This is a genomic window from Microbacterium sp. IEGM 1404 (assembly GCF_030056775.1).
GTDB lineage: Bacteria > Actinomycetota > Actinomycetes > Actinomycetales > Microbacteriaceae > Microbacterium.
In genome coordinates this window covers 712,921-732,776 of the sequence record NZ_JASHKP010000001.1, presented here as the reverse complement: position 1 = coordinate 732,776, position 19,856 = coordinate 712,921, and the positions used below count along the sequence as shown (strand labels likewise).

The 19,856-nt window shown below is 70.6% G+C and carries 24 protein-coding genes and 2 tRNA genes; 14 read left to right on the top strand and 12 right to left on the bottom strand.

The window, feature by feature from the left end:
* Nucleotides 1-82 precede the first annotated feature (82 nt).
* From pepN to QM517_RS03725, 5 genes are all read left to right on the top strand, one after another.
* Nucleotides 83-2,632 carry an aminopeptidase N gene (pepN, locus tag QM517_RS03745; RefSeq protein WP_283285304.1) on the top strand — a complete coding sequence of 850 codons (2,550 nt, stop codon included), beginning with the start codon at nt 83-85 and terminating at the stop codon, nt 2,630-2,632.
* A gap of 122 nt (nt 2,633-2,754) precedes the next feature.
* Nucleotides 2,755-3,666 carry an ABC transporter ATP-binding protein gene (locus tag QM517_RS03740; protein ID WP_283285303.1) on the top strand — a complete coding sequence of 304 codons (912 nt, stop codon included), beginning with the start codon at nt 2,755-2,757 and terminating at the stop codon, nt 3,664-3,666.
* Entirely contained in the window at nt 3,663-4,451 is a 789-nt protein-coding gene (locus tag QM517_RS03735; protein WP_283285301.1) for an ABC transporter permease subunit, read from the top strand. Before QM517_RS03740 ends, QM517_RS03735 begins: the two co-directional genes overlap by 4 nt.
* A 70-nt stretch (nt 4,452-4,521) precedes the next feature.
* Nucleotides 4,522-5,766, top strand: a complete 1,245-nt coding sequence (locus QM517_RS03730) for a mechanosensitive ion channel family protein (RefSeq protein WP_083735214.1) — start codon at nt 4,522-4,524, stop codon at nt 5,764-5,766.
* Nucleotides 5,763-6,212 carry a globin gene (locus QM517_RS03725; RefSeq protein ID WP_308208873.1) on the top strand — a complete coding sequence of 150 codons (450 nt, stop codon included), beginning with the start codon at nt 5,763-5,765 and terminating at the stop codon, nt 6,210-6,212. The genes QM517_RS03730 and QM517_RS03725 overlap by 4 nt, the downstream gene beginning before the upstream one ends.
* 80 nt (nt 6,213-6,292) lie before the next feature.
* On the opposite strand, the gene QM517_RS03720 is transcribed toward QM517_RS03725, so the two are convergent.
* Nucleotides 6,293-6,937, bottom strand: coding sequence for a hypothetical protein (locus QM517_RS03720; RefSeq protein ID WP_283285299.1), 645 nt, complete (start codon nt 6,935-6,937; stop codon nt 6,293-6,295).
* A gap of 365 nt (nt 6,938-7,302) precedes the next feature.
* Nucleotides 7,303-7,971: a hypothetical protein gene (locus QM517_RS03715; RefSeq protein ID WP_077051587.1), complete on the bottom strand. Its 669-nt coding sequence runs from the start codon at nt 7,969-7,971 to the stop codon at nt 7,303-7,305.
* A gap of 52 nt (nt 7,972-8,023) precedes the next feature.
* On the opposite strand from QM517_RS03715, the gene QM517_RS03710 reads away from it, so the two are divergent.
* Nucleotides 8,024-8,902, top strand: a complete 879-nt coding sequence (locus tag QM517_RS03710; protein WP_139340698.1) for an acyl-CoA thioesterase — start codon at nt 8,024-8,026, stop codon at nt 8,900-8,902.
* Between the two features lie 70 nt (nt 8,903-8,972).
* On the opposite strand, the gene QM517_RS03705 is transcribed toward QM517_RS03710, so the two are convergent.
* The 4 genes from QM517_RS03705 to QM517_RS03690 form a co-directional block, all read right to left on the bottom strand.
* Nucleotides 8,973-9,500 carry an acyl-CoA thioesterase gene (locus QM517_RS03705; protein WP_077051589.1) on the bottom strand — a complete coding sequence of 176 codons (528 nt, stop codon included), beginning with the start codon at nt 9,498-9,500 and terminating at the stop codon, nt 8,973-8,975.
* Complete coding sequence (gene ettA / locus QM517_RS03700; RefSeq protein WP_283285293.1) at nt 9,493-11,172, bottom strand: energy-dependent translational throttle protein EttA; 1,680 nt, start codon at nt 11,170-11,172, stop codon at nt 9,493-9,495. Before ettA ends, QM517_RS03705 begins: the two co-directional genes overlap by 8 nt.
* Nucleotides 11,173-11,405: 233 nt before the next feature.
* Nucleotides 11,406-11,900, bottom strand: coding sequence for a DUF6993 domain-containing protein (locus QM517_RS03695; protein ID WP_175627607.1), 495 nt, complete (start codon nt 11,898-11,900; stop codon nt 11,406-11,408).
* A gap of 39 nt (nt 11,901-11,939) precedes the next feature.
* On the bottom strand, nt 11,940-12,482 hold the full coding sequence (locus tag QM517_RS03690) for a single-stranded DNA-binding protein (protein WP_077051591.1): 543 nt from the start codon (nt 12,480-12,482) through the stop codon (nt 11,940-11,942).
* 190 nt (nt 12,483-12,672) lie between these two features.
* Between QM517_RS03690 and QM517_RS03685 the strand changes: the two genes are divergently transcribed.
* Nucleotides 12,673-12,930, top strand: a complete 258-nt coding sequence (locus tag QM517_RS03685) for a hypothetical protein (RefSeq protein WP_083735121.1) — start codon at nt 12,673-12,675, stop codon at nt 12,928-12,930.
* A gap of 108 nt (nt 12,931-13,038) precedes the next feature.
* On the opposite strand, the gene yczR is transcribed toward QM517_RS03685, so the two are convergent.
* Together yczR and QM517_RS03675 are read right to left on the bottom strand one after the other, a co-directional pair.
* Complete coding sequence (gene yczR, locus QM517_RS03680; protein ID WP_441338901.1) at nt 13,039-14,097, bottom strand: MocR-like transcription factor YczR; 1,059 nt, start codon at nt 14,095-14,097, stop codon at nt 13,039-13,041.
* Nucleotides 14,098-14,115: 18 nt separating this feature from the next.
* Nucleotides 14,116-14,457 carry a GntR family transcriptional regulator gene (locus QM517_RS03675; RefSeq protein ID WP_283285285.1) on the bottom strand — a complete coding sequence of 114 codons (342 nt, stop codon included), beginning with the start codon at nt 14,455-14,457 and terminating at the stop codon, nt 14,116-14,118.
* Nucleotides 14,458-14,518: 61 nt separating this feature from the next.
* Between QM517_RS03675 and yczE the strand changes: the two genes are divergently transcribed.
* On the top strand, nt 14,519-15,127 hold the full coding sequence (gene yczE / locus QM517_RS03670) for a membrane protein YczE (RefSeq protein WP_283285283.1): 609 nt from the start codon (nt 14,519-14,521) through the stop codon (nt 15,125-15,127).
* A 51-nt stretch (nt 15,128-15,178) separates the two neighbouring features.
* Here the strand turns inward: yczE and QM517_RS03665 are convergent, their stop codons facing one another.
* Nucleotides 15,179-15,388 carry a methyltransferase gene (locus QM517_RS03665; protein ID WP_077051594.1) on the bottom strand — a complete coding sequence of 70 codons (210 nt, stop codon included), beginning with the start codon at nt 15,386-15,388 and terminating at the stop codon, nt 15,179-15,181.
* A 102-nt stretch (nt 15,389-15,490) separates the two neighbouring features.
* Between QM517_RS03665 and QM517_RS03660 the strand changes: the two genes are divergently transcribed.
* The 6 genes from QM517_RS03660 (at nt 15,491) to QM517_RS03635 (ending at nt 17,633) form a co-directional block, all read left to right on the top strand.
* Nucleotides 15,491-15,563 (top strand) — tRNA-Arg (locus tag QM517_RS03660).
* Between the two features lie 38 nt (nt 15,564-15,601).
* Nucleotides 15,602-16,228, top strand: a complete 627-nt coding sequence (gene orn / locus QM517_RS03655; RefSeq protein ID WP_077051595.1) for an oligoribonuclease — start codon at nt 15,602-15,604, stop codon at nt 16,226-16,228.
* Between the two features lie 36 nt (nt 16,229-16,264).
* Nucleotides 16,265-16,340: transfer RNA gene (locus QM517_RS03650), tRNA-His, on the top strand.
* A 122-nt stretch (nt 16,341-16,462) separates the two neighbouring features.
* On the top strand, nt 16,463-16,840 hold the full coding sequence (locus QM517_RS03645; protein ID WP_278101788.1) for a metallopeptidase family protein: 378 nt from the start codon (nt 16,463-16,465) through the stop codon (nt 16,838-16,840).
* Nucleotides 16,831-17,133: an ATP-dependent Clp protease adapter ClpS gene (gene clpS, locus QM517_RS03640; protein WP_292891961.1), complete on the top strand. Its 303-nt coding sequence runs from the start codon at nt 16,831-16,833 to the stop codon at nt 17,131-17,133. The genes QM517_RS03645 and clpS overlap by 10 nt, the downstream gene beginning before the upstream one ends.
* Entirely contained in the window at nt 17,130-17,633 is a 504-nt protein-coding gene (locus QM517_RS03635; RefSeq protein ID WP_077051598.1) for a DUF2017 family protein, read from the top strand. The genes clpS and QM517_RS03635 overlap by 4 nt, the downstream gene beginning before the upstream one ends.
* A gap of 4 nt (nt 17,634-17,637) precedes the next feature.
* Here the strand turns inward: QM517_RS03635 and QM517_RS03630 are convergent, their stop codons facing one another.
* From QM517_RS03630 to QM517_RS03620, 3 genes are all read right to left on the bottom strand, one after another.
* Nucleotides 17,638-18,231 carry a hypothetical protein gene (locus QM517_RS03630; RefSeq protein WP_283285277.1) on the bottom strand — a complete coding sequence of 198 codons (594 nt, stop codon included), beginning with the start codon at nt 18,229-18,231 and terminating at the stop codon, nt 17,638-17,640.
* Complete coding sequence (locus QM517_RS03625) at nt 18,206-18,526, bottom strand: hypothetical protein (protein ID WP_076490301.1); 321 nt, start codon at nt 18,524-18,526, stop codon at nt 18,206-18,208. The genes QM517_RS03630 and QM517_RS03625 overlap by 26 nt, the downstream gene beginning before the upstream one ends.
* 64 nt (nt 18,527-18,590) lie before the next feature.
* On the bottom strand, nt 18,591-19,847 hold the full coding sequence (locus tag QM517_RS03620; RefSeq protein WP_283285274.1) for a DNA polymerase IV: 1,257 nt from the start codon (nt 19,845-19,847) through the stop codon (nt 18,591-18,593).
* Between the last annotated feature and the right edge of the window lie 9 nt (nt 19,848-19,856).

Sequence of the window (19,856 nt, the reverse complement as noted above, 5' to 3'; positions counted from 1 at the left end):
CTCGACACTAGGCTTATACGGTTGTCGTCGGCGCCAGCAGTGCCATCCGCGATGATCCACCCACATCCTCGGGAGAACGCCAGTGCCAGGAGAGAACCTCACCCGCATCGAAGCGCAGGAGCGCCGCGCGATCGTCGACACGCACGGATACGACGTGCGCCTCGACCTGCTGCGCGGCGACGAGGTGTTCGGCTCGGTGACCACCGTCCGGTTCGCCGCGACCGAGGGCGCGTCGACCTTCATCGACCTCATCGCGCGCACCGTCAACTCGGTGACCCTCAACGGCCGGGTCCTCGACCCCGCCGAGGTCTTCGCCGACTCGCGCATCGCGCTCGAGGAACTGGCCGCGGAGAACGAGCTCGTCGTCGACGCCGACTGCGAGTACACCAACACCGGCGAGGGTCTGCACCGCTTCGTCGACCCGGTCGACGGCGAGGTGTACCTCTACTCGCAGTTCGAGGTTCCCGACTCGCGCCGTGTGTTCACCGTCTTCGAGCAGCCCGACCTCAAGGCCGAGTTCACCTTCACGGTGACCGCCCCGGCCGCGTGGAAGGTCGTCTCCAACTCCCCCACCCCCGAGCCGGTCGAGGTGGGCGACGGTGCCGCGGAGTGGCGCTTCCCCGCGACGCCGCGCATCTCCTCGTACATCACGGCCCTCATCGCCGGCCCGTACGAGTCGACGTTCTCCGAGCTCACCAGCGCCGACGGGCGCGTCATCCCGCTCGGCGTGTACGCCCGCAAGAGCCTGTGGCAGTACCTGGATGCCGACTACGTCTTCGACAAGACGCGTCAGGGCTTCGCGTACTTCGAGGAGAAGTTCGGTTTCCCCTACCCCTTCGCCAAGTACGACCAGCTCTTCGTGCCGGAGTTCAACGCGGGCGCGATGGAGAACGCCGGTGCGGTCACGTTCACTGAGACCTACGTCTTCCGCAGCAAGGTCACGGATGCCGTCAAGGAACGTCGCGTCGTGACGATCCTCCACGAGCTGGCGCACATGTGGTTCGGCGACCTCGTGACGATGAAGTGGTGGAACGACCTCTGGCTCAACGAGTCGTTCGCGGAGTGGGCGTCGACGATCGCCACCGCCGAGGCCACCGAGTGGGAGGCCGCCTGGACGACCTTCAACGCGATGGAGAAGACCTGGGCGTACCGCCAGGACCAGCTCCCCTCCACCCACCCCGTCGTCGCCGAGATCAACGACCTCGAAGACGTGCAGGTCAACTTCGACGGCATCACCTACGCCAAGGGCGGGTCGGTGCTCAAGCAGCTCGCCGCCTGGGTGGGCATCGAGCAGTTCTTCGCCGGCGTCGCCGCCTACTTCCAGAAGCACCAGTGGTCGAACACCGAGGTCGGCGATCTGCTCGCCGAGCTCGAGACCACGAGCGGCCGCGACCTGGGCGACTGGGCGAAGAAGTGGCTCGAGACCGCGGGCGTCAACACGCTCTCGCCGCTGATCGAGCAGGACGACCACGGCTCGCTCACGCGGTTCGCGATCGTGCAGACCGCACCGTCGGACTACCCGACGATCCGTCCGCACCGCCTCGGCGTCGGCTTCTACTCGCTCGACAAGTCCGGCCGCCTCGAGCGCGTGCACCGCATCGAGCTCGACGTCGACGGCGACCGCACCGAGGTGCCGCAGCTGCGCGGCATCCGTCGTCCCGATCTCATCCTGCTGAACGACGACGACCTCGCGTACGCGAAGATCCGCCTCGACGAGCGCTCGCTCGCCACGGCCATCGCGCACCTGAAGGACATCGCCGACCCGCTCGCGCGCTCGCTCGTCTGGGGTGCCGCGTGGGACCAGACCCGGGATGCCGAAGCGTCGGCGACCGACTACATCGACCTGGTGCTGCGGAACATCGGTTCGGAGACTGAGTCGACGACGGTCCGTACGACCCTCGCGCAGCTCCAGCTCGCGGCCAACAGCTACGTCGCACCGGCGACCCGCGCCGCCGCTCGCGAGCGTGTCGCGGACGGCCTGTGGGAGCTCGCGCAGGGGGCCGAGGCCGGCAGCGACAGCCAGCTGCAGTTCGTCACGGCGTTCGCCTCGGCCGCGGCCACGCCCGCGCACGTCGAGACGGTCCGGGCCTTGCGCGACGGCGAGACGGTGCTCGACGGACTCGAGATCGACACCGACCTGTCGTGGCAGCTGCTGGTGGCTCTCGCCGCCGGCGGCGCGGTCACCGCGGCCGACATCGACGCTGCCCGCGAGGCCGACAACACCGCCAAGGGCGGGGAGTTCGCAGCGCAGGCCAAGGCGGCGCTGCCCACCCACGAAGCGAAGCAGGAGGCGTGGAGCTCGCTCATCGACCGCTCCGACGCGCCCAACACGATCGTCCGCTCCGCGGCGCTCGGGTTCACGCACCCCGCCACCGTCGGCGTGCTGGCCGACTTCGTCGGACCGTACTTCGACATGCTGCTGCCCGTCTGGGAGAGCCGCAGCTACCAGATCGCGCAGTACCTGATCGTCGGGCTCTACCCCGCCGCTCTCGCGAACACGCAGCTGCGGGATGCCACCCGTGCGTGGCTCTCCGCGCACAAGGACGCAGCCCCCGCGCTGCGCCGTCTCGTGAGTGAGAACCTCGCCGGTGTCGAGCGCGCGCTCGCCGTGCAGGAGCGCGACGCGCAGTAACGCACGCACCCTCGACGTACGCCCTCTCCCGCTCCGGTGGGAGGGGGCGTACGTCTTCCGATGTACACGGATCACTCGCCGGGGGGACGCGGCATCCGGGGTCCGCTTCCTAGCGTGGAAGCATGATCGTCGCAGACCACCTCACCAAGCGATACGGCACCCGCACCGCCGTGTCCGACGTCTCCTTCACCGTCCCTCCGGGGCGCGTCACCGGGTTCCTCGGCCCCAACGGCGCCGGGAAGTCCACCACGATGCGAATGATCGTGGGACTCGACCGCCCGACCGCCGGCAGCGTCACCGTCAACGGCACGCCGTACGACCGCCTGCGCGCCCCGCTGACCGAGGTCGGCGTGCTCCTGGACGCCAAGGCCGTGCACACCGGACGCTCCGCACGCAACCACCTCCGCGTCATGGCGGCCACGCACGGCATCAGCCGCAGCCGCGTCGACGAGGTGATCGAGATCACCGGCATCGCTTCCGTCGCCGACAAACGTGCGGGCGGGTTCTCGCTCGGCATGGGCCAGCGACTCGGCATCGCCGCGGCGCTTCTCGGCGACCCGCACACGCTCATCCTGGACGAGCCGGTGAACGGACTCGACCCCGAGGGCGTGCGCTGGGTCCGTGAGTTCGTCCGGCACATCGCCGCCGAGGGACGCACGGTGCTGCTGTCGAGCCACCTCATGAGTGAGATGGCACTCACCGCCGATCACGTCATCGTCCTCGGGCGCGGCGAGGTGCTGGCGGACGCTCCGCTGCCCGAGCTCGTGCGGTCGTGGACCACCGAAGTCGTCCTCGTCCGCTCGCCGGAGCTCTCGCGTCTGGTCGAGGTGCTCGCACCCGAGGGCGTCACCGCGACGCGCGCGGAGACGGGCCTGGCGAGTTTCGCCGGCGCCTCGGCGGTCCGGATCGGTGATCTCGCCGCGCGTCACGGCATCCCCCTCCACGAATTGACCCCGCGCAGCGGATCCCTCGAGGACGCCTACCTCGCCCTCACCGGCGACGCGATCGAGTACAAGACGAAGGAACTCGCATGACCACCCTCACCGCGCCCCGGCGCACCACGTACACGGATGCCACGGCAGGCCCGAACTTCCTCCGCACGCTCCGCAGCGAACTGCTGAAGCTCACGACGCTCCGTTCGACCTGGTGGTCGTTGGGGATCGCCGCCGCGCTGTCCCTCGCCATCGCCGCGCTGTACGTCTCGGCGTCCGACGGCGGGTATCCCATCCTCGGGGTTCTCCTGTCGGCGCAGTTCACGATGCTCGTGGCCGGCGTGCTCGGGGCGATCGCGATCACCGGCGAGTACGCCACCGGGATGATCCGCTCGACCCTGACGGCCAATCCGCGTCGCGCCCAGGTGGCGCTCGCCAAGAGCCTCGCCATCGCCCTGCTGGTCGGTGCGGCGACGGCGGTCAGCTCCCTGCTCAGCCTCGCGGTCACCGTTCCGATCTCGTCGACCGCGGTCACCTGGTCGGATCCGACGCAGGCCGTCCTCCCTCTGCTGCTCGGTGTGCTCGCGATGATCGCCTACGCCCTCATCGGCACGGGCTTCGGACTCCTGATCCGCAACGGCGCCGGTGCGATCGCCGCGACCGTCGGCGTCCTCTTCGTCGCCCCGATCGCGGTCAACCTCTTCGCGCTCGGCGGGACGTCCTGGCAGTGGGTCGTCGATCTCGGGCGCTACCTGCCGGTCGCCGCGGGCAGCGACCTGACCGCCATCCCCACCGGCGACATCCTGCAGCCCGCCCTGACGCTCCTCGCCTGGGTCGTGGCGCTCGTGGGCTCGGGCATCGTCGTGCTGCGGCGACGGGACGCCTGACGGATCGGACGAACGACGGATGCCTCGATGCCCAGGTGGCACCGAGGCATCCGTCGTTAGCATGAAGACGATGTCCGTACTCGCCAGCACACCTGACCCCACGACGAGCCCGAGCGCCCCGAGCAGTCCGGCCGATCTCGTCCTCCCCTCCTCCTGGGCGTGGATCGGAGAGCAACTGCTCGGCTTCGGCGGCGTGCTCCTGCAGATCTTCGGGATCATCGTCGGCGTCACGATCGCGGCCTGGGTGCTGCGTCTCATCATCCGGCGCGTGGTCGACCGCATCGTCAACGGTGCGAAGAAGAACGCCCGGGTGGACGACACGCAGGCGCTCGACCGTTCGCCGCTCGCCGCCGTCCGCCTCGTCCAGCGCACGCGGACCCTTGGCACGATCCTCCAGAACATCGTCAACGTCGTGCTCGTGATCGCCGCCCTGGTGTGGATCGCCGGGATCGTCGCGCCCGATGCCCTGGCATCCCTCACCCTGCTCACCGCGGCGATCGGCGCGGGTCTGGGCTTCGGCGCCCAGAACATCGTCAAGGACGTGCTGAACGGGATCTTCATCGTCGCCGAAGACCAGATCGGGATCGGCGACGTCGTGGACCTCGGCCTCGCGACCGGGATCGTGGAGTTCGTGAGCGTGCGCATCACCCATGTCCGCGACGTCAACGGCACGCTCTGGTACGTCCGCAACGGCGAGATCACCCGCATCGGCAACATGTCGCAGGGGTGGGCCCGGGTCATCATCGACCTGGCGGTCCCCGCGGACGCCGACATCGACGAGGTCGAGAAGGCGATGCTCACCGCTGCGAAGACCCTCGCAAAAGAGACGAAGTGGCGGTCCCGCATCATCGAACAGCCCGAGATCTGGGGGCTGGAGTCGATCAGCGGCGATGCCCTGGTGATCCGTCTCGTCATGAAGACCCGATCCGGCGCGAAGGACGATGTGGCGCGGGAGCTGCGCGTGCGTCTGAAGCGGGCGATCGACGCGCTCGGCGTCACCCTCCCGCAGCTGAACTCGATCATCCTCACCGGCGCCGAAGGCGCGCAGAGCGTGCGCGGAGCGCACCCCCCGAAGACCAAGCCCACCCCCGTCGCCACCGCACCCGAACGTCCGGTCTGGCGTCCGCGGCGTAAGAAGCTCGCCGTGTCGGACACGGTGTTGGACGCGGATGCCGTGGCTGCCGAGATCGCGGCGGAGAAGGCGCGTCCGAAGAGGCCGAAGACCGAAGAAGCCGCACCGCGGGTCGACGACGGCGACGTGATCAAGCCCACTCCTCCCGCCGTGCGGGCCGACGACGATGGAGCATCCGCGTGAGCGAGCCGATCAGCCTCTACGAGCAGGTCGGCGGGATGGACACCTTCCGTCGACTCGTCGACGCCTTCTACCGCGGCGTGGCCGAAGACGAAGTGCTGAAGCCGATGTATCCGGAAGAAGACCTCGGGCCCGCGGCGGAACGGCTCACGCTCTTCCTCGCCCAATACTGGGGCGGCCCCACGACCTACGGCGAGCGACGTGGTCACCCGCGCCTGCGGATGCGGCACATGCCGTTCCACGTCGACCCCGACGCACGGGACCGGTGGCTCCGACACATGCGCGCGGCCGTCGACGAGGTCGCCCTGCCGCCGGCGCTGGAGGCACCCCTCTGGGACTACCTGGAGCGCGCGGCCCACGCCATGGTGAACACGTTCGAGCCGCGCGGAATCGGACCGACCCGCGACGGGCGCGCCGACACCGGTCTGCCCATCCGTCCCGCCGGCTGATCCCGCACACGGCGATTCGCCGGGCCGCACATCCACCGGTCGCGGGCGAGCTGACGCGTCCCACCGTGACCGAACACGCGTCAGCGACCGAGGAAGTCTCCGAAACCCGGGATGTCGAGGTTCGACAACCGCTCGCCCCAGCCGCCGATCTGCTCGCCCGCTCCCGACACGGCATCCTGAGCCCCGCCGGCCCACTCGCCGAGATCGGTTCCGCCGGCGAGGGAGGCGAGATCGACTCCGGATGCCAACGACTCGAGGTCGACCCCCTCGGCGAGGCCGGCGAAATCGACGCCCATCTGCCCGGCGTGCGCGAGCAGCGGCGCGGCGACGGCACTGACGACGGCGCCCCCGGCGACCGCGGCGAGGAGCCCTCCCGCACCGACGACGCCCGCTCCGATGAGGCCGCCACGGCCCGCGCGCGCCAAGATCGTCGACATGCGACCAGGGTGCGCAGCCTCCGCGCGGGCAGCGGTGCGTGCCAGATCGTGGGCGCTGTCCGACCGCGGGCGCTCGGCGGGCGCAAGCTCCGCATCCATCCGCTCCCGCACGTGCGCGCGTTGGGTCGGGCTCAGGCGCGTGAAGGCGTCGCGGTGGATCTCCTCGACGCGGTCGGGATCGGCCGTGCGCAGCAGATAGTCGTAGCGAGCGATCGCCGCGCGGTCGCTCTCCGAGACGGAGGCTGAACCAGCGGCGGGCGAGGCGGGGACAGCTCCGCTCGCCGTCAAGGACGGAGGAGGAACCGCGGGTGTTCCAGGTGTGGTCCCGGAGCGCCCGTCGCCCGTGACCGCGTCCGCGGCTGAGCGCACCACATCACGCCAGTCGGTGCGGCCGCCTCCCGCGCCCGATGGGCGAGACGGCGAGGATGCGGCCTTCTCGACGGCTCGAGAGGCGAGGGAGACGAGGCGGGAGAACGAGACCATGTCAGACCTTCGAACGGGCAGCGCGAAGCTGCGACGTCAAGGTCTCCTCCGCCCGGGTCGGACCGATGCGCCCGGAGACCAATCGTGGTCTCGTGATGACGGAGGCATCGCGACGGGAGTACTCCCCCTGCACGATTCAGCCTAGGCCGGCCGCCTATGGGACGGCTGAGTCACCCGCCGGTGGCACGCACCGGCGTCAGGCCGGAGCGCACCGGCCCGCGCACGAGCACGTGACCGCGGGCCAGGGTGAGACGCGTCCAGACCCCGCTCGTGCGCACGGCAGCCTGCTCCGCCCCCGCGATGAATCCGAGGGCGTAGGCCGTGAACGCCGTCCCCAGCGGGAGCCCGCCGAGAGCCTCGTCCGGCTGCCCCCACACCTGGGCGCGCACCGTGCGGACGACATCCTCGCCCGGATCGGACGGGAGGGCGTCGGCCACGGCCGCGATACCGTACTGCGCCCGGGCGGCGAGGACCGCGCTGTCGAGAGCATCCACCTCGGTCCAGCCTCCACGCGGTGGGGACACCCCCGCCCAGGCCGGGGCGCTCGCGATCTCGGGCAGGACGACCGCGGAGGCGTCGTCGGGTGCGGCAAGGAGAGCGGATGCCTCGACCACGAGATCGCACTGCAGCTCCGGGTCGATCAGCGACACGCGAAGGCCCAGCACGGTGGGCGTGGCATCCAGAAGCCCCCGGGGGGCGAGCGGAGCGGCCGTGGTCACGAGGACCCCGCCGTCGGCGCGGAGCCGCACCGTCCCGTCACCGAGCCGGACGGCGCGGGAGGCGAAGGTCAGCAGGTCGGCGGCCGCCTGCGGGTCGGGGAACAACAGGCGCGCGGACACCCGCCCTAAACTATCAAGCGACGCAGACCTCTGCGGCGGAACGGGAGTGAGCGTGACCGACGCCATCGACCCCGTCGCCTCTCTGCTCGCGGTGCTCGACCTCCGCGACGCGGGCGCACGGACCACCGAAGACATCTTCACCGGCGTCTCGCAGCCCATGCCGTTCGGGCGTGTCTTCGGCGGGCAGGTGCTCGCGCAGTCCATCGAGGCGGCGTCGCGAACCCTTCCGCCCGAACGCACGGTGCACTCGATGCACGGGTATTTCCTCCGGCCGGGCGACCCGTCCGACGGCGTCACGTTCTCGGTCGATCGCATCCACGACGGACGGTCGTTCTCGACGCGCCGGACTCAGGCCTTCCAGGCCGGCGTCCCGATCTTCTCGATGATCGCGTCGTTCCAGGACGACGACCCCGGTCTCGAACACGCGGAGCCGATGCCGGAGGGCATTCCTCAGCCCGAAGACCTGCCGCCGCTCGACGACGCGTCTCTGCACCCGCTGAGCCGACGCGCGATCGCGGACAGCCCGGTCGAGGTCGTGCACGTCCCGTCTCCGGTGTACACCGTCGTGGAGGGGCCGCACGTTCCCCGTCAAGCGGTGTGGATGCGCACGCGGCGCGCGCTGCCCGACGACCCGGCCGTGCACCGCGCCGCGCTCGCCTATCTCAGCGACCTCACCATCCAGGAGCCGATCCTGCGCGGTCACGGTGTGCCGTGGGGCACCCGCGGGCTGCGGGTGGCGAGTCTCGACCACGCCATGTGGTGGCATCGCGCCGGGCGGGTCGACCAGTGGCTCCTCTACGTGCAGGAGTCGCCGAACGCGCGCGGGGGGCGCGGCCTGTCGACCGGTCGCATCTACACGCGCGAGGGCACACTCCTCGCGAGTGTGGCCCAGGAGGTCATGGTGCGGGTACCGGGCGAAAACGGCGCGTGAGTCGCCTAGAATCGTCGCTTCCGGCTGCATTCAGGCGACAGAACTTGGCGACTCACGCGGGCTCGCGGCGTCAGCGGCCGCGGCGTCGGTACTCGATCGGGTCGCCGACGTAGGGGCCCCACGCGGCGCGCTCGGTCTCGCTCCAGCGGATGGGGCGTCCGCTCGCGGTGTCGACGAGCACGACGACGGCGGTCGCCCGCGCGTAGAGCACGGGCTCGTCCTCGCCGACGGGACTGAAGACCTCGAAGCAGATGTCGGCGCTCGAGCCGCCCATCGCGCCGATCCACAGGCGCACGTCGAGTGGACGCTGGCTGTAGGGAACCGGGCGGAGGTACTCGATCTCCTGCCGGGCGATCAGGGTCGCCCGCTCGCCGCCGCTTTCGAGGACGCTCATGTCGAAGACCGCGGTCGGGAGGGCCTCGCCCTCTTCGTCACCGCGCCAGAAGGCGCGCAGACGCGCCTCCTCGAGGAGCTTGAGCATCGAGGTGTTGTTGACGTGCCCGAGCGCGTCGAGATCGCCCCAGCGCAGGTGGATGGGGACGTGCAGCCGCGCGGGCCCGGCCGCAGCCGGACCCGCGGGCGCCGTCGACTCAGTCACGCGTGAGCTTGCGGTAGGTCGAACGCGACGGGTTGGCAGCGTCCGCACCGAGACGCTCGATCTTGTTCGCCTCGTAGGCCTCGAAGTTGCCCTCGAACCAGTGCCACTGGTCGGGGTGCTCCTCGGTGCCCTCGTAGGCGAGGATGTGCGTCGCGATGCGGTCGAGGAACCACCGGTCGTGGGTGATGACCACGGCGCAGCCGGGGAACTCGAGAAGGGCGTTCTCGAGCGAACTCAGCGTCTCGACGTCGAGGTCGTTCGTCGGCTCGTCGAGGAGGAGCAGGTTCCCGCCCTCCTTCAGCGTGAGCGCGAGGTTCAGGCGGTTGCGCTCACCGCCGGAGAGAACGCCGGCCTTCTTCTGCTGGTCGGGCCCCTTGAAGCCGAACTTCGACACGTAGGCGCGCGACGGGATCTCGGTCTTGCCGACCGTGATGATGTCGAGGCCGTCCGAGACGACCTCCCACAGCGTCTTCTCGGGGTCGATGTTCGCGCGCGACTGGTCGACGTAGCTGATCTTGACGGTCTCGCCCATCTTGAGCGTCCCGCCGTCGAGCGGCTCGAGACCCACGATCGTCTTGAACAGCGTCGTCTTTCCGACACCGTTCGGTCCGATGACGCCGACGATGCCGTTGGGGGGCAGGTTGAAACTCAGGTTGCTGATGAGCGAGCGGTCGCCGAAGCGCTTCTCGAGCTTCTTGGCGTCGATCACGATGCTGCCCAGACGCGGGCCCGCGGGGATCTGGATCTCGTCGAAGTCGAGCTTCCGCGTGCGCTCCGCCTCGGCGGCCATCTCCTCGTAACGGGCGAGGCGGGCCTTCGACTTGACCTGACGGCCCTTGGCGTTCGAGCGGACCCACTCGAGCTCTTCCTTCAGGCGCTTGGCGAGCTTGGCATCCTTCTTGCCCTGGACCTCGAGGCGCTGCCCCTTCTTCTCGAGGTAGGTGGAGTAGTTGCCCTCGTACGGGTACAGGTGCCCGCGGTCGACCTCGGCGATCCATTCCGCGACGTTGTCGAGGAAGTACCGGTCGTGGGTGATCGCGATGACGGCACCCTTGTACGCCTTCAAGTGCTGCTCGAGCCACAGCACGCTTTCGGCGTCGAGGTGGTTGGTGGGCTCGTCGAGCAGGAGCAGGTCGGGCTTCTGCAGCAGGAGCTTCGCCAGCGCGACGCGGCGGCGCTCACCACCCGACAGCGGCACGACGCTGGCGTCGGCCGGCGGGGTGCGCAGAGCGTCCATGGCCTGCTCGAGCTGCGAGTCGAGGTCCCACCCGTCCGCGGCGTCGATCTCTTCCTGCAGGGTGCCCATCTCGGCCAGCAGCGCGTCGAAGTCGGCGTCGGGGTCCGCCATGAGCGCGGAGATCTCGTTGAAGCGGTCGAGCTTCGGCTTGATCGCGACGCCGTCCTGGATGTTCTCCAGCACGGTCTTGCTCTCGTCGAGCTCGGGCTCCTGCATGAGGATGCCGACGGTGAACCCGGGGCTCAGGCGCGCCTCGCCGTTGGAGGGGGTGTCGAGCCCCGCCATGATCTTGAGGATCGTGGACTTACCGGCACCGTTCGGTCCCACCATGCCGATCTTGGCACCGGGGAGGAACGACATCGTGACGTCGTCGAGGATCAGCTTGTCGCCCACGGCCTTGCGGGCGCGGACCATGGAATAGATGTATTCGGCCATCGAGGACGTACCACCTTCGATCGGGGATGAGGGCCGCGCCCGCCCGGTTCGCCGACTCGATCTCGGCGGAGCACCCGGGTGCGCGGAAGTCCCGATCAGCCTATCAAGGCCGCCTGTGCGGGCGCCGTCCGACGCGGGCCACGGGTGACCCGGGCCACGGCGACGGCCGAGCCGCTCACGACGGGGTCACCGCCCGCGGACCGGCACCCCCGTTTCCACCCGGCACCGTCGTGTCACCAGTCGATCGCGCGCGTCTGGCCGATCAGGCACGCGCCGGTGGACAGCCCCGGCAGCACGGTGGCCACGGGGTCGCCGATGGACGGGCCCACCTGACCGACGAGGCAGTCCTCGCCCCACCGCACCGCGAACTCGATGCTCTCGGCGGGGTTGCCGATCGTCGTGGCGTCGGGTGTGACCTGCATCGCCGACTTTTCGAAACCGGCGGCGACGAGGGCGTCGACGTAGGCCCGCCCGGACACCTGGTCGGGTCCGGCCCACACCGCGCGCACGACATCCGCGAAGAGGGGGAGGTTCTCCGCCGCCGACCCGGCGGGGACGAGGGCCGGGACCGCAGCGGACGCCGAGGGAGTCGTCGCTGCCGACGCCGTCGCCGCGGGGGTCGCGACCGCCTCGGAGGGACCGGCGGGCGGCGTCGGGGTGCACCCCGCCAGCGCGAGAACGGCGGCCGCCGCCAGAACGGTGGCCGGTCGGGGTGTCAGGCGAATCACTCGCCCGAGTCTACGGACCGACCGCGCGCGCCCCGCCCCTCAGAACGGGGTCGTGTCGCCGACCTCGACGAGGGCGGGAGTCGACGTCCCCCCTTCGACGCCGTCCGGATCGAGTGCCCCGGCGGGAACGGACGGCGATTCTCCCGGCACGGCCCACGCATCGTCGCCGCCCTCGGACGACGCACTCGACGCTTCACCCGATCCGGCGGCGGAGGGGTCGTCGCGCCGGACGCTCCGACGGAACGTCGACGCGCCCCACCGAAGATCGTGTCCGACGGCGTCCGCGGTGACGTCGGCGCTGACTCCGCGTTTGGCATCGGTCTCCCACTCGCGGAGGCGGAGCCGGCCCGCGACGATGACGCGTTCGCCCTTGCGGAGCGAGGCCAGCGCGTTCCTGCCCAGTTCGCCGAAGACCGAGACGGCGTAGTAGTTGGTGTGTCCGTCGATCCATTGGCCGCGTTCCCGGTCGAACCGGCGCTCGCTCACGGCGAGACGGAACGCCGCGATCGGGTCGCCGCCGCGGGTGGCTCGCTCCTCGGGGTCTCCGATGATGTTGCCGACGAGGGTGATGTGGTCGCTCATGATGTGTCCTCTCTGGGGTTCGGGCTCCGGCATCCGTGTGCCCGACGGACGCCGGAGCCAGGGACAGAATGACCGGTCGGGCCAGAGGGCCGCGGGCCGCGGACGCCGTTCCGTGGAGAAGTCCGACGAACCGATCCGTGGGGAGAAGGAGCACCCCGGCGATGTCGGAGGCCCCTCGTAGCGTGAGGGCATGACCACCGCACTGTGGAACGACCTCGCCCCGGCCCCGCGCCCGGCCGGGTGGGGAGCGGCGACGCACGTCGCCGCGGGCCTGTGGCGCATCGCTGACCCGCGCGGCGTCGTCGTGGGTCATGTGCGCGCCATCGCCGCCGATGAGGGGTGGCGGTACGCGGCCGAGCGTTTCCATGCGACGACGGGTCGGTTCCGCCGGTTGGGCGAGTTCTGGTCGTCCAACGACGCACTGGAGTGCCTCCGCTACGCGCGGTAGAGCTCCACACGGGCGCGCCGCGGCGACCCCGCGAGGTCGGACAGGGCCGCACGGAGCGCGCCGCGACGATCGGGGCTGCAGAAAACAGACCCGATACGTCCTCGCGGCTCAGACCACGGTCGCGAGGTCGTCGAGCGCCGCTCCCGCCGCTGTCCCGCGCACGTCCTCCCAGGCATGCCGGAGGATGTCGACGGCGCGTTCGAGCGTGTGCGGTGCGGCGGTGAACGGGATGCGCAGCCGCCGGTCGTGTCCGCCTTCGACCGCGAAGCGCGAGCCGGCGGACAGGAGCAGCCCACGGGCCCGCGCGCTCATCACGAGCGGGGTGCTGACCGGTTCTCCGAGGCCGACCCACAGCGACACCCCTCCGTGCGCGTGCGGGATCTCCCACTCGGGGAAGCGCTCGACCAGTGCGCGCGTGAGTGCATCCCGACCGGCGCGCAGCAGATCCGCGCGCTGCGTGCTGATCTCATCGAGCCGGTGCAGCAGACGCGCCGCCACGGCCTGCTCGAACTCCGGGGTGCCCAGATCGTGCACCGGCCGGCCGCTCGCCAACCGCCGCACGATGTCGGCTTCCGCCCGGACCCATCCGACGCGCAGCCCGCCCCACACCGTCTTCCCCAGGGAACCGACCCTCACGATCCGGCCCAGGTCGGGGAACGCGACCGGCGCGGTCGGACGGTCGATGTCCAGGCCCGCGGTCGTCTCGTCCAGCACGAGGTACGTTCCGGCGCGCTGCGCACCGTCGACGAACGCGGTCACCTCCTCCCGGCCCATGGTGCGGCCGGTCGGGTTCTGGAACTCGGGCATGAGATAGGCCAGAGCCGGCAGCACGCGCGCGAACGTCTGCGCCGCTCGATCGAGATCCCACCCGTCGTCCGGCGAGACGGGGACGCCGACGAGTCGGGCGCCCACGGCACGGAAGGCATCCGCGCCGTGGGGGTAGGTCGGCGTCTCGATGAGGACGCGGTCGGCGCGCGACAGGAGGACCGACGCGATCAGGTGCAGTGCGCTCTGCGCCCCCGTGGTCACCAGGATCTGGTCGGGCGCGGTCGCGAGTCCGCGGTCGCGATAGTGCTGGGCGATGGCTTCGCGCAGTCCCGGCTCCCCGACGACGTCGTACCCCGTACGCGCGACGAGTGCGGCGGCATCCTGAGCCACGTCCTGGATGACCGCCGGCAGACCGGGTCAGGCTGCGGGGCTCGCCTGCTGGAGGTCGATGACGCCGTCCCGCCGGTCGTCCGCGCCGGGGTCGTTGCGCCGGAGCGGCAGGGTCACGCTCCCGCTCCCCCGCAGGCTCTCGATGTGGCCGGTGTCTCGCAGGCTGCGGTACGTGGCGGCCACGGTGGTGCGACTCAATCCCAGGGCCGCCGCCAACTCGCGCTCGGCGGGGAGCGCGGTGCGCGGGGCGATGCGGTTGTCGAGGCACAGGAGGCGGATGCCGTCGGCCAGCGCCTCGTAGGCGGGGCCACGGCCGCGCCAGCCGCCGAGCGCCTCGGCGAGGGCGCGGGCGGAGATGCGGGAGTCCATGAGGCCAGAGTAACCAGATTGGCACGCTTGCATAGACCCAATCCTATGATTGGCTCCTTTCGTGACCACCCGGATCCTTCGCCTCCTGATCGGCCTCTGCCTCTACGGCTTCGGCTGCGCCCTCACCATCGCGGCCGGTCTCGGCGTCGACCCGTGGACGGTGTTCGCCGAGGGCCTCTCGCGGGTCACGGGGATCGGTGTCGGCTGGATCACCAACATCGTGGGACTCGGCGTGCTGCTCCTATGGATCCCCCTCCGGCAGAGACCCGGCGTCGGCACGGTGGCCAACATCCTCCTGGTGGGGACGAGCATCCAGGTGTCTCTGACGTTCCTGCCGCATGCCGACAGCCTGATCTGGCAGGCGCTGATGCTCGTGGGCGGAGTGGTCACCGTCGCGGCGGCCTCCGGGCTGTACATCGGCGCGCGCTTCGGACCCGGTCCGCGCGACGGGCTGATGACCGGAATCCACGCCCGGTTCGGTTGGCCGATCTGGGCCTCGCGGCTCGCCGTCGAGGGCACCGTGCTGGTGGCGGGCTGGCTCCTCGGCGGCACGGTCGGCGTCGGCACGGTCGTGTTCGCGCTCGGGATCGGACCGCTGGTGCACGTCGCACTGCGCCTGTTGGCCGCACCCGAGCCGCGACGGCGTCTTCACCGCCCGGCCCGGGTGTGACGCCCGCCGCGGTCGCGGAGGCTTCCTCGCCTCCACGACACGCTGGGGGGCTCAGTGCTCCCGGAACTGGGGCCGATCACTCCCGGGCTTCAGGTGCGAATGCACCGCGTTCTTGGCGATATCCATCGTGGGGTAGACCCCGAGGCGTTCGTCCCTGCCGGTCATGTGCACGGCGTAGCCCTCGGCATCCTTCTGGATGGTTCCGACCACTCCGCCGGGGCCGTACGCGACCCACAGTCGTCGCGTCGTCGTTTCGGACATGGTGCTCCTTTCGTTCGATCTGGCCGGAGCGTACGCCCGCCCGTCCGGCCCCGCCAGGGGGTCGACCACGGCGCGAGCGGGTCACCGATATCCTGGTGGCGACCCCCAGTAGCTCAGTGGATAGAGCAGCGGCCTTCTAATCCGCCGGTCGCACGTTCGAATCGTGCCTGGGGGACCGACTCCGCCGTCTCACCCCGTCAGTAGGATGACGGGATGGTAAGCGCCTCTGAGAACGACCGGCTCGTCTGGATCGACTGCGAGATGACGGGACTCGACCTCGCGGTCGACGAGCTCGTCGAGATCGCGATCGTCGTCACCGATTTCGAGCTGAACGTTCTCGACCCCGGCTTCCAGGTCGTGATCAAGCCCGACGCCTCGGCCCTGGCGAACATGGGCGACTTCGTCACCGAGATGCACCGGTCCTCGGGTCTGCTCGACGAGATCCCGAACGGCGTGAGCCTGGCGGATGCCGAGTTCCAGGCGCTGGAGTACATCCAGCGCTTCGCCCCGCTCGAGGGCAAGGCGCCCCTGGCGGGCAACACGATCGGCACGGACCGGATGTTCCTCGCGAAGTACATGCCGCGGGTCGACCGCTGGCTGCACTACCGGAACGTGGACGTGTCGAGCATCAAAGAGCTCTCGCGCCGCTGGTATCCGCGCGCCTACTTCAACGCTCCCGCGAAGAACGGCGGGCATCGCGCCCTCGCCGACATCCTCGAGTCCATCCGCGAGCTGGCGTACTACCGCAAGGCCGTGTTCGTGCCGGAGCCGGGCCCCACGAGCGACGAGGCGAAGGGCGCCGCATCGTCGGTCGTTTCGTCGTTCGCGCGGGACGTATGACATAATCGTTCAGTTGTCCGCTTCGGTGGACACATGGTGGCTATAGCTCAGTTGGTAGAGCACCGCGTTGTGGTCGCGGGGGTCGCGGGTTCAAGTCCCGTTAGCCACCCCACCCCGAAGGCCCGCCTCCCCGGCGGGCCTTCGTCGTTCCGGCCGGTGCCCTGCGAGGACTCATAGAATTGGGCGGACGGAGCGCGAGGCATCCCCGCCGACGTCCGCAGGAACGGGAGAACCATGCACGACGAGGTGGACGAGCACGCGTGGCTCGACCTCGACGGTGCCGCGTTCGAGGCCCTGGTCGTGGACGAGCTGGACCGCCTCCCGGACGACATGGTCGACGGGCTCGACAACGTCGTGTTCGTCGTCGAGGACCGCCCCGAGGATGGATCGCTCGATCTCCTCGGCCTCTACGACGGATGGGCTCTCACCGAACGTGAACGCTACGGCGTGGGCGAACTCCCCGACCGGATCATCGTCTACCGCGAGCCGCACCTCGCCGCCTGTGCGGACGAGGACGAGCTCCGCGACGAGATCCACACCACCCTCGTCCACGAGATCGCCCACTTCTACGGCATCGACGACGCGCGTCTCCACGAACTCGGATGGGCGTGATGACCGGTATCGCGGTTCCCGACCTCGACGAGGTCACCGAGATCGAGGCCGCTCCCCCGACCTCCTGGCAGACGGTCGTCTGGAACGACCCCGTCAACCTGATGAGCTACGTCGTCCACGTCTTCCGCACGTACTTCGGCTTCGACGCCGACACCGCCCATCGGCTCATGCTCTCCGTGCATCACGACGGGCACGCCGTCGTGGCCCGAGGCCCGCGCGAGGTCATGGAGGTGCACGCGCAGGCACTGCACGATTACGGCCTCTGGGCCACGGTGCGAAAGGATCCGCGATGAACGACCGCATCGTCGTGCTCGAGGTCAGTGGGCTCGAGGCGCTCCACCTGGCGGGGATCGTCGGGCAGTTCCGCGATCTCATCGTCGACGCCGGACGAGAGGACGACCCCGCAGTCCTGCGACTCCTCCCCGACGCGTATCCCGACGACGACGACGCCAGCCGGGAGTTCCGCCGGCTGACCGGCGCCGACATGCTCGAGCGGCGCGCGGACGACGCCCGCACGGTCCTCGACACCCTCGGCATGGACGGTGGCGAGCTCGACCCCGCGAGCGACCCCGACACGACCATCACCGTGGCCCTCGGCGAGACCGAGGCGCGCGCCTGGATGCGGACCCTCTCGGCGGTCCGGCTCGTGCTGGCGACCCGGCTCGGCATCCAGGATCAGGACGAGCACCGTCCGGATGACGCGCGCTTCGGGATCTACGACTGGGTCGGTTACCGCTTGGACGGTCTGGTCGCGGCCCTCGACCGGAACCTCGAGGATCCCCCGCGCCGCTGAGGCGTCACGGCAGGAACACCACGACGGATGCCAGCGCCTGCGGCTGGTGATCGGCGAGGTGCGCGTTCTCCTGGGCCGCCCACCGGTCCCAGTGGGGGCGGTAGGTCTCGCCGTCGCGGCGGAGCGCGCGGTCCTTGCGCGGCCCGTCCGGCGCGTCGACCCAGACGCGGACGTCGGCGAGCGTCGCCGCGGCCGGTGTGAGGATCCCCGCCCCTTCGACCACGAGGGGCAGTGACGGGTCGACGGCGTGCGCCTCGGCGCGATCACCCGCCTCCCAATCCCAGCGTTGCCACACGCCGATCGTCCCCTTCGCGTGGGGCAGGAGGATCGTCTCGCGAGCGTACTCGGCTCCCTCGGCGAGTCCTCCCCAGCCGGGGTAGAGGTCATCGAGAGCGACGAGCTGCACACGGCTGCGTCCCGGCCAGGCACTGACCAGGCGGCGGGCGAGCGAACTCTTGCCCGCTCCGCTACGGCCGTCGATGAGCACGACGGGATTGGACGCCCCCACCGCCGACACCCGCGACGACACCGCCCCGACCGCGGCGGTCAGGGCGTCGTCGAGGGGATCGCCGCTACTTCTTGAGGGCGCGGATGACACGGCTGAGCGCGCGACCGGCGACCCACACGAACGGGATGCCGACGGCGAGCAGGGACACGAGGTTCGGGTCGAAGCGGAGGTCGTCACCGCGACGGATGTACGCGCCGAGCGGGAGCGTGTACCCGCCGCCACCTCCGCCGCCGTTGCCCTGTTCGTCCGAGCCGCCGCCGAATCCGGCCCAGGTCAGGGCGACCGGGACGATGCGCACGCCGTCCACGTCCTGCTGCTCGCCGTAGGCGGAGGTGACGCCGAAGCTGGTGGCCTGCTTGCCGAGTTCCAATGCGATGTTGGGCATGGACCCCACCGTACCCGCCCGTGATCGACGCGCCCAGGGGCGTTGCGCACCGGGCGGCGCCGTGTCAGTGGTCGTACGAGGGACGCGGATTCGTGGGCAGCGCGCCGCCGCCGCGCGACGGGCCGAGGAGCGATCCGCGGGTGACGGCGCCGCGCCCGAACCGCGCGGTCGCGCCGTCGAGCGCTCCTTCCACCCGTCGCCACTCCGCGTCGTCGTCCCACAGCGTCGCGGCGGTCGCGGTCGGCCGCAGCTTCTCGCCGCGGACGCCGACGAGCCGCACCGCCTGACGGCGGTCGATCCCGTCGAACAGCTCGATCGCGGCATCCCCGATCCGCTGTCCGACCGACGTGGGTTCGGGGAGGGTCCGCGAGCGGCTCAGCGTCGTGAAGTCGCTGAACCGCACCTTGATGGAGATGGTGGATGCCTCGAACCCCTGGTTCCGCAGGCGCGCGCCCACCCGGTCGGCCAGCCGGCGCAGCTCGACGTGGAGCGTGCGCGTGTCGGAGATGTCGGTGTGGAACGTCTCTTCGTGCCCGACGCTCTTCTCCGTGCGCCCGGTGTGCACCTCTCGGGCGTCGATGCCGCGGGCGAGGTGCCAGATGCGTTCACCCATGGCCGGCCCGAGCACCTTCTCGAGCGCCGGGCGGGGGGTGTCGAGCACGTCGGAGATGAGACGGATGCCCCGCGATTCGAGAGCCTCCGCCGCCTTCGGCCCCACTCCCCAGAGCGCACGGACCGAGCGCGGCCGCAGGAACGCCTCGGTGTCGGCCTCGGCGACGATCAGGAGGCCATCGGGCTTCGAGATCGTCGAGGCCATCTTGGCCACGTGCTTGGTCGCCGCGACCCCCACGCTGCACGTCAGCCCCGTCCGTTCTTTCACCCGGACCCGCAGATCGCGCGCGATCCTCCCCGGACTCCCCCACAGCCGTCGAGCGCCACGCACGTCGAGGAACGCCTCGTCGATCGACAGGGGCTCCACGAGCGGGGTGATCTCGTCGAAGATCGCCATGACCTGGCGGGACATCTCGGTGTACCGCGAGTACGGCGGATTCACGACAATCGCGTTCGGGCACAGGCGCAGGGCGATCGCCACCGGCATCGCGGACTTCACGCCGTAGCGTCGCGCCTCGTACGACGCGCTGGACACGACCCCGCGCCCTTCGGAGCCGCCGATGATGAGCGGCTTGCCCGAGAGCGACGGGTCGTCGAGCACCGCGACCGAGGCGAAGAAGGCGTCCATGTCGACGTGCAGGATGCCGGTCCCCGTGTCGTCGGCACCGGGCGGCGAGACGATGCGCCCCGTCCCGTCTCCGCGTCCCATGGCATCCAT

Excerpts from the sequence above, each read along its gene's own strand:
- orn (WP_077051595.1), top strand. The coding sequence starts at position 15,602 with ATGGTAAGCGCCTCTGAGAACGACCGGCTCGTCTGGATCGACTGCGAG.
- QM517_RS03740 (WP_283285303.1), top strand. The coding sequence starts at position 2,755 with ATGATCGTCGCAGACCACCTCACCAAGCGATACGGCACCCGCACCGCC.
- QM517_RS03645 (WP_278101788.1), top strand. The coding sequence starts at position 16,463 with ATGCACGACGAGGTGGACGAGCACGCGTGGCTCGACCTCGACGGTGCC.
- QM517_RS03675 (WP_283285285.1), bottom strand. The coding sequence starts at position 14,457 with ATGGACTCCCGCATCTCCGCCCGCGCCCTCGCCGAGGCGCTCGGCGGC.
- QM517_RS03690 (WP_077051591.1), bottom strand. The coding sequence starts at position 12,482 with ATGAGCGACCACATCACCCTCGTCGGCAACATCATCGGAGACCCCGAG.
- ettA (WP_283285293.1), bottom strand. The coding sequence starts at position 11,172 with ATGGCCGAATACATCTATTCCATGGTCCGCGCCCGCAAGGCCGTGGGC.
- QM517_RS03665 (WP_077051594.1), bottom strand. The coding sequence starts at position 15,388 with ATGTCCGAAACGACGACGCGACGACTGTGGGTCGCGTACGGCCCCGGC.
- clpS (WP_292891961.1), top strand. The coding sequence starts at position 16,831 with ATGGGCGTGATGACCGGTATCGCGGTTCCCGACCTCGACGAGGTCACC.
- QM517_RS03685 (WP_083735121.1), top strand. The coding sequence starts at position 12,673 with ATGACCACCGCACTGTGGAACGACCTCGCCCCGGCCCCGCGCCCGGCC.
- QM517_RS03620 (WP_283285274.1), bottom strand. The coding sequence starts at position 19,847 with ATGGGACGCGGAGACGGGACGGGGCGCATCGTCTCGCCGCCCGGTGCC.
- QM517_RS03735 (WP_283285301.1), top strand. The coding sequence starts at position 3,663 with ATGACCACCCTCACCGCGCCCCGGCGCACCACGTACACGGATGCCACG.
- QM517_RS03635 (WP_077051598.1), top strand. The coding sequence starts at position 17,130 with ATGAACGACCGCATCGTCGTGCTCGAGGTCAGTGGGCTCGAGGCGCTC.
- QM517_RS03625 (WP_076490301.1), bottom strand. The coding sequence starts at position 18,526 with ATGCCCAACATCGCATTGGAACTCGGCAAGCAGGCCACCAGCTTCGGC.
- QM517_RS03730 (WP_083735214.1), top strand. The coding sequence starts at position 4,522 with ATGTCCGTACTCGCCAGCACACCTGACCCCACGACGAGCCCGAGCGCC.